This window comes from Dongia sp. P2_B8, assembly GCF_056404715.1.
This window is the reverse complement of the sequence record NZ_JBFUDM010000002.1, coordinates 38352-53009: the sequence shown is the minus strand read 5'-3', so window position 1 is coordinate 53009 and position 14658 is coordinate 38352. Positions and strand designations below refer to the sequence as shown.

Sequence of the window (14658 nt, the reverse complement as noted above, 5' to 3'; positions counted from 1 at the left end):
TGCGATGCGCCGCCCCGTCCTAGCTCTTCTGCTGCTGCTGGCATGCTGGCTCACCGCCGGGCCTGCCATGGCGCTTGAAATCCGGGGGTCCTATTTCATCGGTCATGGGGAGATCCTGCGTTTGCGTGGCATTGCCATGGGCGATGTCGGGGATTTGCCGGCGGATGAAAACCCCTATCCTGAAATCGCCCGCGACTGGAAGGCCAATGTTGTGCGCCTCTCCATCCATCCCGGCTATTGGCGGGACGATGCGGTGGGTGCGCTGGCGCGCCTCAGCCAGCATGTCGAATGGGCGCGGGCGGCCGGGCTTTATGTGATCATCGATTATCACGCCATCGGCTGGCCCGACGGCTATGTGCAGAACTTCTTCGTGGCCGGCGATAGCGAGACCACCGATTGGTATGATACGCGGATGTCGCTCGCCCTCGATTTCTGGCGCGCCATCGCCAGCACCTTCAAGGATGACGACATCCTGTTCGAGCTGTGGAACGAGCCGGTGATCGGGGCCGACGAGGATGCGAAGGGCGATGGGGCCACCTGGGCCAAGCTGACACCCTTTTGGCAGCAGCTGACCCATCTCATCCGCGGCCAGGGCAACAGCAATGTTATCCTGGCGGCGGGATCGGATTGGGCCTTCGATCTTTCCGGCATGAAGGACATCCCGCTCAACGACCCCAACATCGCCTATGTCTGGCACGTCTATCCGCGTGACGATCTCAAGGATTGGGAACCGGCGCTGGCGGAGCTCGCTGAGGCGAAGCCGGTGATCGTCACCGAATGGGGATTCGAGCCGGGTGCCAAGGAACATTGGGCGGGGACGCCGAAAGATTTCGGCGAGCCCTTTGCAGCGCTCATGGACAATTACAAACTGTCCTTCACCGGCTGGTGCTGGAATCCCGATTACGGGCCGAGCTTGCGCAAATCGGACGGCAGGTCGCTGACGCCCTGGGGTGCCTTCCTCAAACGTTACCTGCGCGGGAGCTGATCCCGCGTTCCGGGCCCGGCACCAGATTGGGCAGGCGGATCGTGACTCGCGTCCCCTGCAGCGGCACGGAATCGATGGTCAGCGTCCCGCCATGCAGTTCCACCAGGGATTTGGCGAGCGGCAGGCCGAGACCGGTGCCGTCATGCTGGCGGGCATAGGCATTGTCGAGCTGGCCGAAGACCGCCAGCGCGCGGGGAATGTCCTCCTCCGCCATGCCGATGCCGGTATCGGCGACGATGATCTCGGTGTGATGGTCGCTATGCCCGGTGCAATGCCTGGCGCTGATCCTGATCTCGCCGCCGCGCGGCGTGAATTTCAAGGCGTTGCCGAGCAGATTGACCAGCACCTGTTTGAGGGCGCGGGGATCCGCCTGGGCCGTCAGATGCTCGGGAACCTCCTCGGCCAGAAGACGCAGCCCGGTCTGTTCCGCCTGCACCGCCACCAGGGCCAGGCATTCGTCGATCAGCGCGCGCACCAGCAGGCTTTCGCGGCTGATCTCCATGCGGCCGGCTTCGACCTTGGAGAGATCGAGCACCGAATTGATGAGCGAGAGCAGATGCTGGCCGCTGGTCCAGATGTTGCGCGCATAATCGACATAGCGCGCCTCGCCGAGACGGCCGAAAAGCTCCAGCGCCATCGCCTCGGAATAGCCGTTGATGGCGTTCAGGGGCGTGCGCAGCTCGTGGCTCATATTGGCGAGGAACATGCTCTTGGTGCGGTTGGCGCGCTCTGCCGCTTCCTTGGCGGCGCGCAGCTCGACGGTGCGGGCGGCGACCTGGCGTTCCAGTTCCTGGCGCGCGAGGTCGGCCTCGCTATGGCGTGAGCGCTCCCGCTCGACCTCAAGGCGCAGGCGGTCGAGCCTGATGTCGGTGCGGCTGTCGAAGAGATCGACCTCCAGCCGCCGCAGGGTCTTGAGATGGTCGAGCGCCAGCGTGATGTTGCCGGCGCGCTCGCTGATCTGGGCGAGCTCGGCATGGCATTTCATGGAAAGATCGTGGATGCCGGCAGAAGCGGCCGTCTCCAGCGCTTCCGAGAGCAGGGCCTGGGCCTGGTTGAAATCGCCCAGCGCATCGCGGGCGCGGCCGAGATGCATCAGGCAGCCAACGCGTTCATAAGGTGATTCAGCGCGGGCGAGGGCGTGACGCGCCGTGGCGGCGGTGGCGAGGCTGGCGGCGGCATCGCCACGCCGCGCCTGGGCCAAGGCTGCCATGCTGTGGCAATAGGCTTCGAGATTGCCATTGCCGATGATGCAGACCTGTTCCAGCACGCTGCCCACATTGGCCAGGACCGGTTCGTCTTCGCCGCCTTCGAGATAGGCATCGAGAAGGCCGCAGCTCAGATGCGCCCGCGAGCGGTCGACCTCCGGTCCCGGCGGCAGGGCATCGAGGAGGGCGAGGCCGCTTTCGAACGCCGCCACCGATTCCGTGTGATAGCCGCGCCGGCGCATGATGTTGCCGGTGTCTTCGAAGCAGATGGCGCGGAAATGCGGCTCGTTCGTTTCCTCGAACAAGGCCAAGGCGCGCTGGTTGCTCTCCAGCGCTTCGTCGAACAGGCCGACCTCGTCATAGATGGCGGCATAGGTGCGCAGCGCGATGCCCTCGCGCAGCCGGTCGCCCGTGCGGACAAAATATTTATGGCTGTTTTCGAGGTTGGTCAGCGCCTCGCTATATTGGCACAGCACGCGCTGCTGGCGCGCGCACTCCAATTGGCAGCGCGCGATGATGGCGTCGTCGCCATCCTCCAGCGCCAGGTTGAGCGCCTTCAAGGTCAGGCTCAGCGCCTGGGCGTGGCTGCCCTCAAAGGCGTTCTCCGCCTCGCGCAGCAGCTTGTCGATGGTCGGTCTCACATCTGCGGGCATTGCCGTCTCGATTCCGACCATCGCACCAAACCAGTTATGGCCGCTGCGCGCCAAGCCAATTATGGCGCGCTTCGCGGCCGGGGATCACATGTGAATCGTCTTGCTGCTGATGGCCATTGCCGCTTCCTTGATCGCCTCATTATGAGTCGGATGCCCATGGAAGGCGCGGGCGACATCTTCCGACGAGGCCTGGAATTCCATCGCCATGACGCATTCATGAATCATGGTGCCGGCTCCCGGCCCCAGGATATGGGCGCCCAGCAACCGGTCGGTCTTGGCATCGGCCAGCAGTTTCACCGTGCCGTCGGTGTCGCCCGCAGCCTTGGCGCGCGCATTCACCATGAAGGGGAACTTGCCGACCTTGTAGGCAACGCCCGCGGCCTTCAATTCCTCTTCGGTCTTGCCGACCGAGGCCAGTTCCGGCTGGGTATAGACGATGTTGGGGCAGGTCTCGTAATTGACGTGACCCTTCTGGCCGGCCAGGATCTCGGCCAGCGCCACACCTTCTTCCTCGGCCTTGTGTGCCAGCATGGGGCCGACGATGACATCGCCGATGGCATAGATGCCGGGCACGTTGGTTGCGAAATGGCCGTTGGTGGCAATGCGGCCCTTGTCATCCAGCTTGACGCCGGCCTTGTCGAGGCCGAGGCCTTCGACATAGGGACGCCGGCCGATCGAGACCAGCACCACATCCGCAACGAGGGATTCCGCAGCACCGCCTTTCGCAGGTTCGACGGAAAGCTCGGTCTTGGCGCCTTTCGCTTTGGCGCCGGTGACCTTCTGGCCCAAGCGGAATTCGATGCCCTGCTTGGCCAGCAGCTTCTGGAACATGCCGCCGATCTCGGTATCCATGGTGGGGACGATGCGGTCGAGGAATTCCACCACCGTCACCTTGGCACCCAGGCGCCGCCAGACGGAGCCAAGCTCCAGGCCGATGACGCCGCCGCCGATGACGACCAGATGTTCCGGCACCTTCTCAAGGGTAAGGGCGCCGGTCGAGGTCACGATCTTCTTTTCGTCGATGGTAAGGCCGGGGAGCGGTGTCGAATCGGAGCCGGTGGCGAGCACGATATGCTTGGCGCTGACGATCTGCTTGCCAGCCTCGCCGGTCACCTCGACCTTGCCGTTGCCGAGCAAGGCGCCATTGCCCTTGAGATAGGTGACCTTGTTCTTCTTGAACAGGAACTCGATGCCCTTGGTGAGCTCGCCCACCACCTTGTCCTTGCGGGCCAGCATCGCCTTGAGGTCGAGCGCGACACCCGCAATCTTGATGCCGTGGGTGGCCAGATGATGGCCGGCTTCCTCGAATTTCTCCGATGAGGCGAGCAGCGCCTTCGACGGGATGCAGCCGACATTGAGGCAGGTGCCGCCGAGGCTGCCGCGCTTTTCAACGCAGGCGACGGTGAGGCCGAGCTGCGCCGCCTTGATGGCGCAGACATAGCCGCCCGGGCCACCACCGATGACGACGATGTCGAATGAATCTTCGGCCATAAGCTACTCCCTTGGGACCCGCGGGCCCCGCTGCAAAATAAGATTAAACCTGCGGCCCCCGGATGAGAACCACTGCCCGTTCGTGGCGCGGTCCGTACTGGGCCATTTTCATGAAGGCATCGTGGCCGGCCGCGCGGCCGGTCTGCGACTTTGCGGTCTGGCCCTTGCTGCGCGAGATCCAGGGGTCATTGATGTAGACCTCGGCCGCGTCGCAATCGGCCACCACCACCCAATGCGGGGTGTTGCCGCCGTGAAAGGCCCGGGTACTGACCAGCACGATGGGGACAGCGCCTTGCCGGCAGGCTTGCGCAAGATCAGCCACGTCCCAGCTGCGCTTTTCGATGGGCAGGCCCAGATCGCGCACACTGGCCTCGTCGGCGGCTTGCATCAGCTTGCCGGCCTTCCGCCAGTCGGGCTTCTTCTGATAATCGAGGAGGACGGCGCCCTTGTGGCTGGTCCAGATTTCCGCATGGAAACCGCGGCGCCAGGCGGCAAGGGCGATGCCGTAGGGCGATGAGCCGGCGTGGCTGGCGCCCATATAGACCGTGTTGGCCTCGCGCCAGACCTGCAGCTCATGCACCCGGTCGAAGGGCATGTCCTTATCGAGCCCGCGCATCGCCATCAGCAGGGATGCCGCCCCGCAGGTGAAGTCGGTGCTCTGGTTATAATAAGGCAGGCGCCGCCGTTTGCTTTTCGCGGCGGCGGTTTTGACGGCCGGTCTTGCTGCCCGCTTGGCAATCGCCATCTGGCTCACATCTCGATGAGCAGGCGCTGCGGATCCTCGAGGCTCTCCTTGAGGCGGACCAGGAAGGTCACAGCTTCGCGCCCATCGATGATGCGGTGGTCGTAGGAGAGGGCCAAGTACATCATCGGGCGCGCTTCGATCTTGCCGTCGACCACCATCGGCCGCTGCTGGATCTTGTGCATGCCGAGGATCGCCGATTGCGGCGGGTTGATGATCGGCGTCGACATCAGCGAGCCATAGGTGCCGCCGTTGGAAATGGTGAAGGTGCCGCCCACCAGATCCTCGATGGCGAGCTTGCCGTCGCGGGCCTTCTTGCCGAGCTCGGTGATGGTGGCTTCGATGGCGGCAAAGCTGAGCGCATCGGCATCGCGCACCACCGGCACGACCAGGCCTTGTTCGGTGCCGACCGCGACGCCGATGTCGTAATGATTCTTGTAGATGATGTCGCCACCGTCGATCTCGGCATTGACGGCGGGGATTTCCTTCAGGGCCTGCAGCGCTGCCTTCACGAAGAAGGACATGAAGCCCAGCTTCACCTTGTGGCGCTTCTCGAAGCCTTCCTTGTATTTGTCGCGGAGCGCCATCACGGCCGTCATGTCCACCTCGTTGAAGGTGGTCAGCATGGCGGCAGTGTTCTGGGCCTGCTTCAGGCGTTCGGCGATGCGCTTGCGCAAGCGCGACATCGGCACGCGCTCTTCACGCTCGCCAAGAGCACGCGGTACATGGGGTGCGGCGGGAACGGGGGCCAGCGCTGCAACAGGTGCGGGGGCGGCGGCAGGCGCCGACTTCTTGTTTTCCAGATGTTCGAGCACGTCGCCCTTGGTCAGGCGGCCGTCCTTGCCGCTGGCGGTGATGCTGGCAGGGTTGAGTCCGTTTTCCTCAACGAGCTTGCGCACGGCTGGTGCCAAATCATCTTTGGCAGCTGGTGCTGCGGCAGGCGCGGCCTTGGCGACCGAGGGAGCCGGTGCGGCGGCTGCAATCGTCGGCTTTGCGGCAGGAGCGGCCGCGGCGCCACCGGCGGCGATGTTGCCGATCAAGGTGCCGACGGCAACCGTGGTACCGGCGGGGGCGATGATCTCGCCCAGGGTGCCGGCGACGCTGGCGAACACTTCGACGGTGACCTTGTCGGTCTCCAATTCGACCAGCGCCTCATCCTTTTTCACGGGGTCGCCGACATTCTTCATCCATTTGGCGACCGTCGCCTCGCTGACCGATTCGCCCAAGGCGGGGACCGTGATCGGGGTTGTCATTCTCTACCTCCAGAAGCTCGATAATAAGGACGATGCGGGTGACGATGGCTCAGCTGAAGCTGAGCGCCTCGTCGACCAGTTTCGCCTGTTCCTTGATGTGTCGTTTGTAAAGGCCGGTGGCGGGCGAGGCCGAAGCCGGCCGTCCCACATAACGCACGCGGCGCTGTTTGGTGCCCAGCGCTTCCATCACATTGTCGATCTCGGGCGCCACGAAGCTCCAGCCGCCCATGTTCTTGGGCTCTTCCTGGCACCAGATGATCTCGGCGCCGGGGAAGCGCGCCAATTCCTTGTTGAGCGCCTTGTCCGGGAAGGGGAACAGCTGCTCGACACGCATGATGTAGATATCGTCGAGCTCGCGCTTCTCGCGCTCCTCGAAGAGATCGTAATAGACCTTGCCCGAGCACAGCACGACGCGCTTCACCTTCTTGTCGACCAGCTTGGCATTGTCGTCCCACAACAGCCGGTGGAATGTCGTGCCTGGACCCATCTCCGAGAGCTTCGAGACCGCGAGCTTGTGGCGGAGCAGCGATTTCGGCGTCATGACGATGAGCGGCTTGCGGAAATTCCGGTGCAGCTGGCGGCGCAGCGCATGGAAATAATTGGCCGGCGTGGTGATGTTCACGACCTGCATGTTGTCGTCGGCGCAGGATTGCAGATAACGCTCCATGCGGGCGGAGGAATGTTCCGGACCCTGGCCTTCATAGCCATGGGGCAGCAGCATGACGAGGCCCGACATGCGCAGCCATTTCGATTCGCCCGAGGAGATGAACTGGTCGATGATGACCTGGGCGCCGTTGGCGAAATCGCCGAACTGCGCTTCCCACAGCACCAGCGATTTGGGTTCGGCAAGACTGTAGCCATAGTCGAAGCCGAGCACGCCGGCTTCCGAGAGCGGACTGTTGATCACCTCGAAGAAGGCCTGGCCGTCACGGATGTGATTCAGGGGAACGTATTCGTCCTCATTCTCCTGATCGACCAGGGCGGCATGACGCTGGCTGAAGGTGCCGCGCTTGCAATCCTGGCCGGAGAGACGGACGCCGAAGCCCTCATCCAGCAGGCCGCCGAAGGCCAAGGCCTCGCCGGTTGCCCAATCGATGCCCTCGCCGGTCTTGAACATCTCTTCCTTCTGGGCGAGCTGGCGGGTGATCTTGCGGTTGAGGTTGAAAGTGGCCGGCGTCGTGGTGAGCGCCTTGCCGATCATCTGCAGCTTTTCTTCGGTGAGCGAGGTTTCGCCGCGGCGATCATCGCCGGATGCGGCCGCAAGACCTGCCCACGCACCTTCGAGCCAATCGGCCTTGTTGGGCTTGTAGGAGGTCGAGGCTTCGAATTCCGCTTCCAGGCGTGCCTGGAAGGCATTCATGATGCCATCGACTTCAGCCTGGCTCATGCTGCCTTCGTCGACCAGCTTCTGCGCATAGATCTGGCGCGTGGTCGGCTGTGTCGCGATCTTCTTGTACATGATGGGCTGGGTGAAGGCCGGCTCGTCGCTTTCATTGTGGCCAAAGCGGCGATAGCAGAACATGTCGATGATGACATCGTGATTGAATTCGTGGCGGAATTCCATGGCGATGCGCGAGACATGGAGCACAGCTTCGGGATCGTCGCCATTGACGTGGAAGATCGGCGCCTGCACGGCCTTGGCGACATCCGAGCAGTAGGGGCCGGAGCGGGATGCGGTCGGGCTGGTGGTGAAGCCGATCTGGTTATTGATGATGAAATGGATGGTGCCGCCGACTTCGTAGTCAAAGAGCTGGCTGAGATCGAGGCATTCCGGCACCAGGCCCTGCCCCGCAAACGCCGCATCGCCATGGAGCAGCAGGCCCATGACCTGTTCGCGGTTCTTGTCCTTGCGCTGGTCCTGCTTGGCGCGGACCTTGCCGAGGACGACCGTGTTGACACATTCGAGATGCGACGGGTTGGCGGTCAGAGAAAGATGCACGATGCGGCCGTCGAACTCGCGGTCGGCCGAGGTGCCAAGATGGTATTTGACGTCGGCCGAACCCTGCACATCCTCGGGGTTCGAGGCATTGCCCTGGAACTCCGAGAAGATCGCCGCATAGGGCTTGTTCATGAAGTTGGCCAGCATCGAGAGGCGGCCGCGATGGGCCATGCCGATGACGACTTCCTTGATGCCGAGCTGGCTGCCGCGCTTGATGATCTGCTCAAGCGCCGGGATGGTGGTCTCGCCACCATCGAGGCCAAAGCGCTTGGTGCCGGTATATTTCTTGTCGAGGAAGTTCTCGAACATCTGCGCTTCGGTCAGGCGTTCGAGGATCGCGCGCTTGCCGCGGTCAGTGAAGTCGCGCTGGTTGCGGCTGCCTTCCATGCGTTGCTGCAGCCAGCGGCGCTGATCGGAATCCTGGATGTGCATGTATTCGACGCCGATCGACCCGCAATAGGTCTGGCGCAGCGCATGAATGAGCTGGCGCAGCGTCGCCGTCTCGAAGCCCATTTGGCCGTCGAGGAAAATTTCGCGGTCGAGATCGGCTTCCGTGAACCCATGCGTGCGGTAGTCGAGGTCGGCATGCTTCTCGCGCGGCTTGAGATCCAGCGGATCGAGATTGGCTTCGAGATGGCCACGCACACGGTAGACGCGCACCAGCATGATCGCATGCAGACTGTCCTGCGCGGCGCGGCGCTGTGCGGCCGTGCTGACATGGCCGCCCGAGGAGGGCCGGGCGCCGGTGTCGAGAGCAAGGCCGTTGCCGCCATGACCGTTGGCTGCGGGATGAGACCCGTTGCTGCCGGTGATCTCGACGTCACGTTCCCGCGGTGCCCAGCTGGCACCTTGCAAATCCTTCAGCACCGCCGGCGCGTCTTCAGCGAGATCGGCAAAGAAGTTCTGCCAGGAGGCGTCGACGGAACTGGGGTCCGTGAGATATTTGGCGTAGAGCTCTTCGATGAAGGGCGCGTTGGGACCGGAGAGAAAGTTGGCGATTGGCTGGTTCATAATTCACCCGTTTGGGCCGATGCCCTGAATAGGTCAAGCCACCAAAAGGTCTAGCCCCTGTTACCCAAGGCCTTCAGGAGAGCAGTTCTGGTTCAGTCACCCGGCGCACGGGTCTCATGCCCATTTTGCCGGCAGGGAAATCTTCATAGAAGAGTCCCCAATAATAGTAGCGGATACCCCCGCGGTTATTTGCGCATGGGATGGTTACCCAATAGTTACGATTTCCCGCAGCACGCGGCCGGGGAAGGATATTTTCCAGATAGCAAGCAGATCCCGGGATATCAACCCGGTAGATCGCAAAGCCGGACAGGTATTTCCACCCCTCACCCCGACCCTCTCCCCGCAAGCGGGGCGAGGGAGCTCCCAGCGGGTCTGCCTCAAAGCCCCTCGCCCCATGAAATGGGGAGAGGGGTTGGGGTGAGGGGTGGTTTGATCAAGAATATTATTTGCCCATGGCTTTCAGCATCGAGGAACCGAGGCTGGCGGGGGAATCGGCCACCACATAGCCTGCCGAGCGCATCGCCTCGATCTTGTCGCCAGAACCGCCCTTGCCGCCGCTGATGATGGCGCCGGCGTGGCCCATGCGGCGACCCGGAGGTGCCGTGACGCCGGCGATGAAGCCGACGATGGGTTTCTTCTTCTTGGCGGCCTTGTAGAACTCGGCAGCATCCTCTTCGGCGCTGCCGCCGATTTCGCCGATCATGACGATGCCCTGGGTTTCGTCATCGGCCATGAACAGTTCCAGGCAATCGACGAAATTGGTACCGTTGACCGGATCGCCGCCGATGCCGATGCAGGTCGACTGGCCGAGGCCAGCGGCCGTGGTCTGGGCCACAGCTTCATAGGTGAGCGTGCCGGAGCGTGAGACGATGCCGATCTTGCCCTTCCGGTGAATGTGACCCGGCATGATGCCGATCTTGCATTCTTCCGGCGTGATGACGCCCGGGCAATTGGGACCGATGAGGCGCGTGGCGGAATTGGCCAGGGCGCGCTTCACACGCACCATGTCCAGAACCGGAATGCCTTCGGTGATGCACACCACCAGCGGCAGCCTGGCATCGATCGCTTCCAGGATCGCATCGGCCGCGAAGGGCGGCGGAACATAGATGACGCTGGCATTGGCGCCGGTCTTGGCGACGGCGTCGGCGACGGTGTCGAACACCGGCAAATCGAGATGCTTGGTGCCGCCCTTACCCGGGGTGACGCCGCCCACCATCTTGGTGCCATAGGCGATGGCCTGTTCCGAATGGAACGTGCCCTGGGCACCGGTGAATCCCTGGCAGATGACTTTGGTGTTTTTGTTGACGAGAACGGACATGATTCCTCAAGCCTCCTTCACGGCTTTGACGACCTTCTCGGCCGCGTCCGCCAGATTGTCGGCGGACAGGATGGGCAGCCCGGACTGCGCCAGGATCTTCTTACCCAATTCGACGTTGGTGCCTTCAAGACGCACCACCAGGGGCACATGCAGGCTGACTTCGCGTGCCGCCGCCACGACACCTTCGGCAATCACGTCGCAACGCATGATGCCGCCGAAGATGTTGACCAGAATGCCTTCGACATTGGGGTCGGAGAGAATGATCTTGAACGCTGCCGTGACGCGTTCCTTGGTGGCACCGCCACCGACATCGAGGAAGTTCGCCGGCGATCCGCCATAGAGTTTGATGATGTCCATGGTCGCCATGGCAAGGCCGGCGCCATTGACCATGCAGCCGATCGAGCCATCAAGCTTGATGTAGTTGAGGCTGTGCTTGGCAGCTTCAAGTTCCGCCGGATCTTCTTCATCCGGATCGCGCAGCTCTTCGACATCCTTGTGACGGAAGAGCGCGTTGTCGTCGAAGTTGATCTTGGCATCCAAGGCCAGCACGTCGCCGGCACCGGTGATGACCAGCGGATTGATTTCGACGATCGAGCAATCGAGTTCCGTGAACGCCTTGTAAAGCGCCATGATGAACTTGGTCGCCGAGCCGACCTGATTGCCGGTCAGCTTCAGGAAGAATGCGACCTGACGGGCATGGAAGGGCTGCACGCCCATCACCGGGTCGATCGCGATCTTCAGGATCTTTTCAGGATGGGTCGCTGCGACTTCCTCGATCTCCATGCCACCTTCTTCGGAGGCCATGATGGTGATGCGCGACGAGGCGCGATCGACCAGCATGCCGAGATAGAGTTCGCGTTTGATATCGCAGCCGGATTCGACATAGATCCGCTTTACGACCTTGCCCACCGGGCCGGTCTGATGCGTGACCAGGGTCATGCCGAGCATGGATTTGGCGAAGCTGCGGACTTCGTCCTGGGTCTTTGCGACTTTGACGCCGCCTGCTTTACCGCGGCCGCCGGCATGGATCTGTGCCTTTACGACACAAAGACCGCCACCTAATTTCTGGGATGCTTGGACTGCTTCGTCGGCGGAGTAGGCGACATGACCGTCTGGGACGGCGACGCCAAACTTCCTGATCAGGGCTTTCGCCTGATATTCATGGATGTTCATCCGGGGTGACCCGCTTTGCTGCGTTGCGAAGGACTGCACCTCGGCGGTCATTCGCCAGCCACCGAGCCGCGCGATTATTCCCTAGGAAGTTCTGAGAAGTTCTTAAGAAAAAAAGCGGGCGACAGCGACAGCCGACGATTTGCTGTGGTGCAGCAGATCGCACTCTATCACCATGCCCGACGGGTTCAAGCCAATTGAACTGAAACCCGTCGTAACAACATGGAAATAGGACTGTCGCCGTCGCAGGCCGTTTAGAGCTTCGAATGAAGCCCGAAACTTTACTTCTTCTTGGCGGCCTTCTTTGCCGTCTTCTTCGCTGCCGGCTTCTTGGCAGCGGCCTTCTTCGTGGTCTTCTTGGCCGACTTCTTGGCCGCTTTCTTGGCAACCTTCTTGGCCGCCAGTTCGATGGTCTTCTTCATTGCTTCTCTCCTCTTTGAAGCTTCCTCACCACATCGATGAGGCCCCTTACGGCCGCGACCGACTTATCAAACAGGGACTTTTCAGCCTTGTTGAGGTCGATCTCGACCACTCTCTCTACGCCGCCGGCACCGATGACAACCGGTACGCCGACATAGAGTCCCTTTACCCCATACTGGCCCGTCAGATAGGCCGCGCAGGGGAGAACCCGTTTCTTGTCCTTGAGATAGGATTCAGCCATCGCGATCGCGGAGGATGCCGGCGCGTAAAAGGCAGAACCCGTCTTCAGGAGATTGACGATCTCAGCGCCGCCGTCACGGGTGCGCTGGATGATGGCATTGAGCTTTTCCTGCGTGGTCCAGCCCATTTTCACGAGATCCGGCAGCGGAATGCCGGCAACCGTGGAATAGCGGGCCAAGGGCACCATGGTATCGCCATGGCCACCCAGCACGAAGGCGGTGACGTCCTCGACCGAGACCTTGAATTCCTCGGCCAGGAAATAACGGAAGCGGGCGGAATCCAAAACGCCCGCCATGCCGACCACATGGCTTTCCGGCAGACCGGACGCCTGCTGCAGAACATAGACCATGACGTCGAGCGGATTGGTGATGCAGATGACGAAGGCCTTGGGGGCATATTTCTTGATCCCCTTGCCGACGCTGTCCATGACCTTGGCGTTGGTGGCGATGAGATCGTCGCGGCTCATGCCCGGCTTACGCGGGATGCCGGCGGTGACGATGATGACATCAGCGCCCTTGATCGCCTTGTAGTCGCTGGCGCCGACATATTTCGCGTCGAAGCCTTCAACCGGCGAGGCTTCCGCGATGTCGAGCGCCTTGCCCTGCGGCACACCATCAACGACGTCGAACATGACGATGTCGCCGAGGTCCTTCAAGCCAGCGAGCAGCGCCAATGTGCCGCCGATCTGACCTGCGCCGATAAGGGCTATCTTCTTCCGTGCCATTCTGTAATCCTGATGCCTCTTACGCATTGCCACGATTCCGGTTAGGCAATGCACCTGCGCTCTAAGCGCACTCCTCTAGATGTTGAGTTAATAACCCGAATTTGCCACAAGGGCAAGAGGCATTAACTCTTCTCGCGAAAATTCTCACTCAAGTCACGTCAAATGCGGTCGGGTCAGATAATCGACCGACTGCATTTCGTTGAGGCGCGAAATCGTGCGTTCGAATTCGAACGCGCCATCACCGGCCGGATACAAACGCTCCGGCTTGTCGGCAGCAGCGACGATCGTCGTCACCTTATGTTCGTAGAGTTCGTCGATCAGCGTCATGAAGCGGCGCGCCTCATTGCGGCGATCGGCCTCGAGCCTGGGCACCTGGTCCAGCAGCACCACATCGTAATGGGTGGCGATGGCGAGATAGTCGGCAGCCCCCAGGGGCTGCGCGCAGAGCTCGTCGAAATCGAACCAGGCGACGCGGCCATGGGCGTTGGCGACCTGGCGCAGGATCGGAATATTGCGCCCCTGCACGGTCAGGCTGGCCGCGATCGGGGGCTCGTTGTCCGTCATCCGGGCGAAGGCATCGCGCATCTGCCGGGCACTGAGATCGCCCAAAGGATGGTGGTAGACGTTCATGTCCTTGAGGCGCGCCAGGCGATAATCGCGGCCGCCGTCCAATTCCAGAACGTCCAGTTTTTCCTTGAGGAGGGCGATGAAGGGCAGGAACTGCTCCCGCTGCAGGCCACCCTTGTAGAGATCGTCGGGCGCCCAGTTGGAGGTCGCCACCATCACCACGCCGCGCTCGAAGAGGGCGCTGAACAGGCGACCCAGGATCATCGCATCGGCGATGTTGGTGACGTGGAATTCATCGAAGCAGATGAGCGTGCATTCGCCTGCAAGCTTCTCGGCCAAGGCCGGGATGAGGTCGACTTGTTTCGGTTTTTCCTGGCGCCAATGATGCAGCTGATCATGCACTTCCAGCATGAAGGCGTGGAAATGAACGCGGCGCTTCAACGCTATTGGCGCCCCACCAACGCGAGCCTGGGCGAAGAACAGATCCATCAGCATGGACTTGCCGCGACCGACCCCGCCATAGATGAAGAGGCCCTGGGGTGCGGCTTCGTCCCGGCCGAAGAGCGAGCGGCCCAGACGCTCGGCCCAGCTGCGCAAGCCGCCGGCATCGCCAACCGGATCGGGCTGATAATTCTTGAGAGCGTTGTAAAGCGATTGCAGCTTCTCCGCCGCGAGCTCCTGCGCGGCGTCATGATGCAAGCGACCACCACGCTGCATGGCGCGATAGGCGGGGAGCGGTCCGTCATCGCTCATGGATGAGACCACATCGGTCGTTGCTGAAATCGCGACTCGGTCAATATGCATGTCACGCATATCACAACATATTTTTTTGCGCTTATCCACTCCGAAGTGATTCGCGCGTGTCCGGGCGACCACAGATTCCGTGTCGACTGAGTCATCGCTGCAACAGGTGCGAGGTCATCGCTGCGCATCCGATCGT

The 14658-nt window shown here is 62.0% G+C and carries 11 protein-coding genes; 1 reads left to right on the top strand and 10 read right to left on the bottom strand.

Annotated features, from left to right (window positions below):
• Nucleotides 1-4: 4 nt before the first annotated feature.
• Nucleotides 5-985: a glycoside hydrolase family 5 protein gene (locus AC1DWZ_RS05140; protein WP_477167795.1), complete on the top strand. Its 981-nt coding sequence runs from the start codon at nucleotides 5-7 to the stop codon at nucleotides 983-985.
• Here the strand turns inward: AC1DWZ_RS05140 and AC1DWZ_RS05135 are convergent.
• The 10 genes from AC1DWZ_RS05135 to zapE all read right to left on the bottom strand — a co-directional run bounded on the left by AC1DWZ_RS05135 (nucleotide 960) and on the right by zapE (nucleotide 14522).
• Nucleotides 960-2843, bottom strand: coding sequence for an ATP-binding protein (locus AC1DWZ_RS05135; protein ID WP_477167794.1), 1884 nt, complete (start codon nucleotides 2841-2843; stop codon nucleotides 960-962). The two genes, AC1DWZ_RS05140 and AC1DWZ_RS05135, sit on opposite strands and share 26 nt — an antisense overlap.
• Before the next feature lie 84 nt (nucleotides 2844-2927).
• Nucleotides 2928-4334 carry a dihydrolipoyl dehydrogenase gene (gene lpdA / locus AC1DWZ_RS05130; RefSeq protein WP_477167793.1) on the bottom strand — a complete coding sequence of 469 codons (1407 nt, stop codon included), beginning with the start codon at nucleotides 4332-4334 and terminating at the stop codon, nucleotides 2928-2930.
• A gap of 43 nt (nucleotides 4335-4377) precedes the next feature.
• A complete protein-coding gene (locus AC1DWZ_RS05125; protein WP_477167792.1) occupies nucleotides 4378-5079 on the bottom strand; it encodes a peptidase C39 family protein in 702 nt (233 codons plus the stop codon).
• 5 nt (nucleotides 5080-5084) lie between these two features.
• A complete protein-coding gene (gene odhB / locus AC1DWZ_RS05120; protein WP_477167791.1) occupies nucleotides 5085-6329 on the bottom strand; it encodes a 2-oxoglutarate dehydrogenase complex dihydrolipoyllysine-residue succinyltransferase in 1245 nt (414 codons plus the stop codon).
• 49 nt (nucleotides 6330-6378) lie between these two features.
• Nucleotides 6379-9279, bottom strand: a complete 2901-nt coding sequence (locus tag AC1DWZ_RS05115; protein WP_477167790.1) for a 2-oxoglutarate dehydrogenase E1 component — start codon at nucleotides 9277-9279, stop codon at nucleotides 6379-6381.
• 442 nt (nucleotides 9280-9721) lie between these two features.
• On the bottom strand, nucleotides 9722-10597 hold the full coding sequence (gene sucD, locus AC1DWZ_RS05110) for a succinate--CoA ligase subunit alpha (protein ID WP_477167789.1): 876 nt from the start codon (nucleotides 10595-10597) through the stop codon (nucleotides 9722-9724).
• A gap of 6 nt (nucleotides 10598-10603) precedes the next feature.
• A complete protein-coding gene (gene sucC, locus AC1DWZ_RS05105) occupies nucleotides 10604-11770 on the bottom strand; it encodes an ADP-forming succinate--CoA ligase subunit beta (RefSeq protein WP_477168270.1) in 1167 nt (388 codons plus the stop codon).
• A gap of 278 nt (nucleotides 11771-12048) precedes the next feature.
• Nucleotides 12049-12189 carry a hypothetical protein gene (locus AC1DWZ_RS05100; protein ID WP_298682991.1) on the bottom strand — a complete coding sequence of 47 codons (141 nt, stop codon included), beginning with the start codon at nucleotides 12187-12189 and terminating at the stop codon, nucleotides 12049-12051.
• Entirely contained in the window at nucleotides 12186-13151 is a 966-nt protein-coding gene (gene mdh, locus AC1DWZ_RS05095) for a malate dehydrogenase (RefSeq protein WP_477167788.1), read from the bottom strand. Before mdh ends, AC1DWZ_RS05100 begins: the two co-directional genes overlap by 4 nt.
• A 153-nt stretch (nucleotides 13152-13304) precedes the next feature.
• Complete coding sequence (gene zapE, locus AC1DWZ_RS05090) at nucleotides 13305-14522, bottom strand: cell division protein ZapE (RefSeq protein WP_477167787.1); 1218 nt, start codon at nucleotides 14520-14522, stop codon at nucleotides 13305-13307.
• Nucleotides 14523-14658: the final 136 nt, after the last annotated feature.

What these genes read in the sequence shown, in the direction of transcription:
- AC1DWZ_RS05125 (WP_477167792.1), bottom strand. Translation starts at nt 5,079, where the DNA reads ATGGCGATTGCCAAGCGGGCAGCAAGACCGGCCGTCAAAACCGCCGCC.
- sucC (WP_477168270.1), bottom strand. Translation starts at nt 11,770, where the DNA reads ATGAACATCCATGAATATCAGGCGAAAGCCCTGATCAGGAAGTTTGGC.
- sucD (WP_477167789.1), bottom strand. Translation starts at nt 10,597, where the DNA reads ATGTCCGTTCTCGTCAACAAAAACACCAAAGTCATCTGCCAGGGATTC.
- odhB (WP_477167791.1), bottom strand. Translation starts at nt 6,329, where the DNA reads ATGACAACCCCGATCACGGTCCCCGCCTTGGGCGAATCGGTCAGCGAG.
- lpdA (WP_477167793.1), bottom strand. Translation starts at nt 4,334, where the DNA reads ATGGCCGAAGATTCATTCGACATCGTCGTCATCGGTGGTGGCCCGGGC.
- mdh (WP_477167788.1), bottom strand. Translation starts at nt 13,151, where the DNA reads ATGGCACGGAAGAAGATAGCCCTTATCGGCGCAGGTCAGATCGGCGGC.
- AC1DWZ_RS05115 (WP_477167790.1), bottom strand. Translation starts at nt 9,279, where the DNA reads ATGAACCAGCCAATCGCCAACTTTCTCTCCGGTCCCAACGCGCCCTTC.
- AC1DWZ_RS05140 (WP_477167795.1), top strand. Translation starts at nt 5, where the DNA reads ATGCGCCGCCCCGTCCTAGCTCTTCTGCTGCTGCTGGCATGCTGGCTC.
- AC1DWZ_RS05100 (WP_298682991.1), bottom strand. Translation starts at nt 12,189, where the DNA reads ATGAAGAAGACCATCGAACTGGCGGCCAAGAAGGTTGCCAAGAAAGCG.
- zapE (WP_477167787.1), bottom strand. Translation starts at nt 14,522, where the DNA reads ATGCATATTGACCGAGTCGCGATTTCAGCAACGACCGATGTGGTCTCA.
- AC1DWZ_RS05135 (WP_477167794.1), bottom strand. Translation starts at nt 2,843, where the DNA reads ATGCCCGCAGATGTGAGACCGACCATCGACAAGCTGCTGCGCGAGGCG.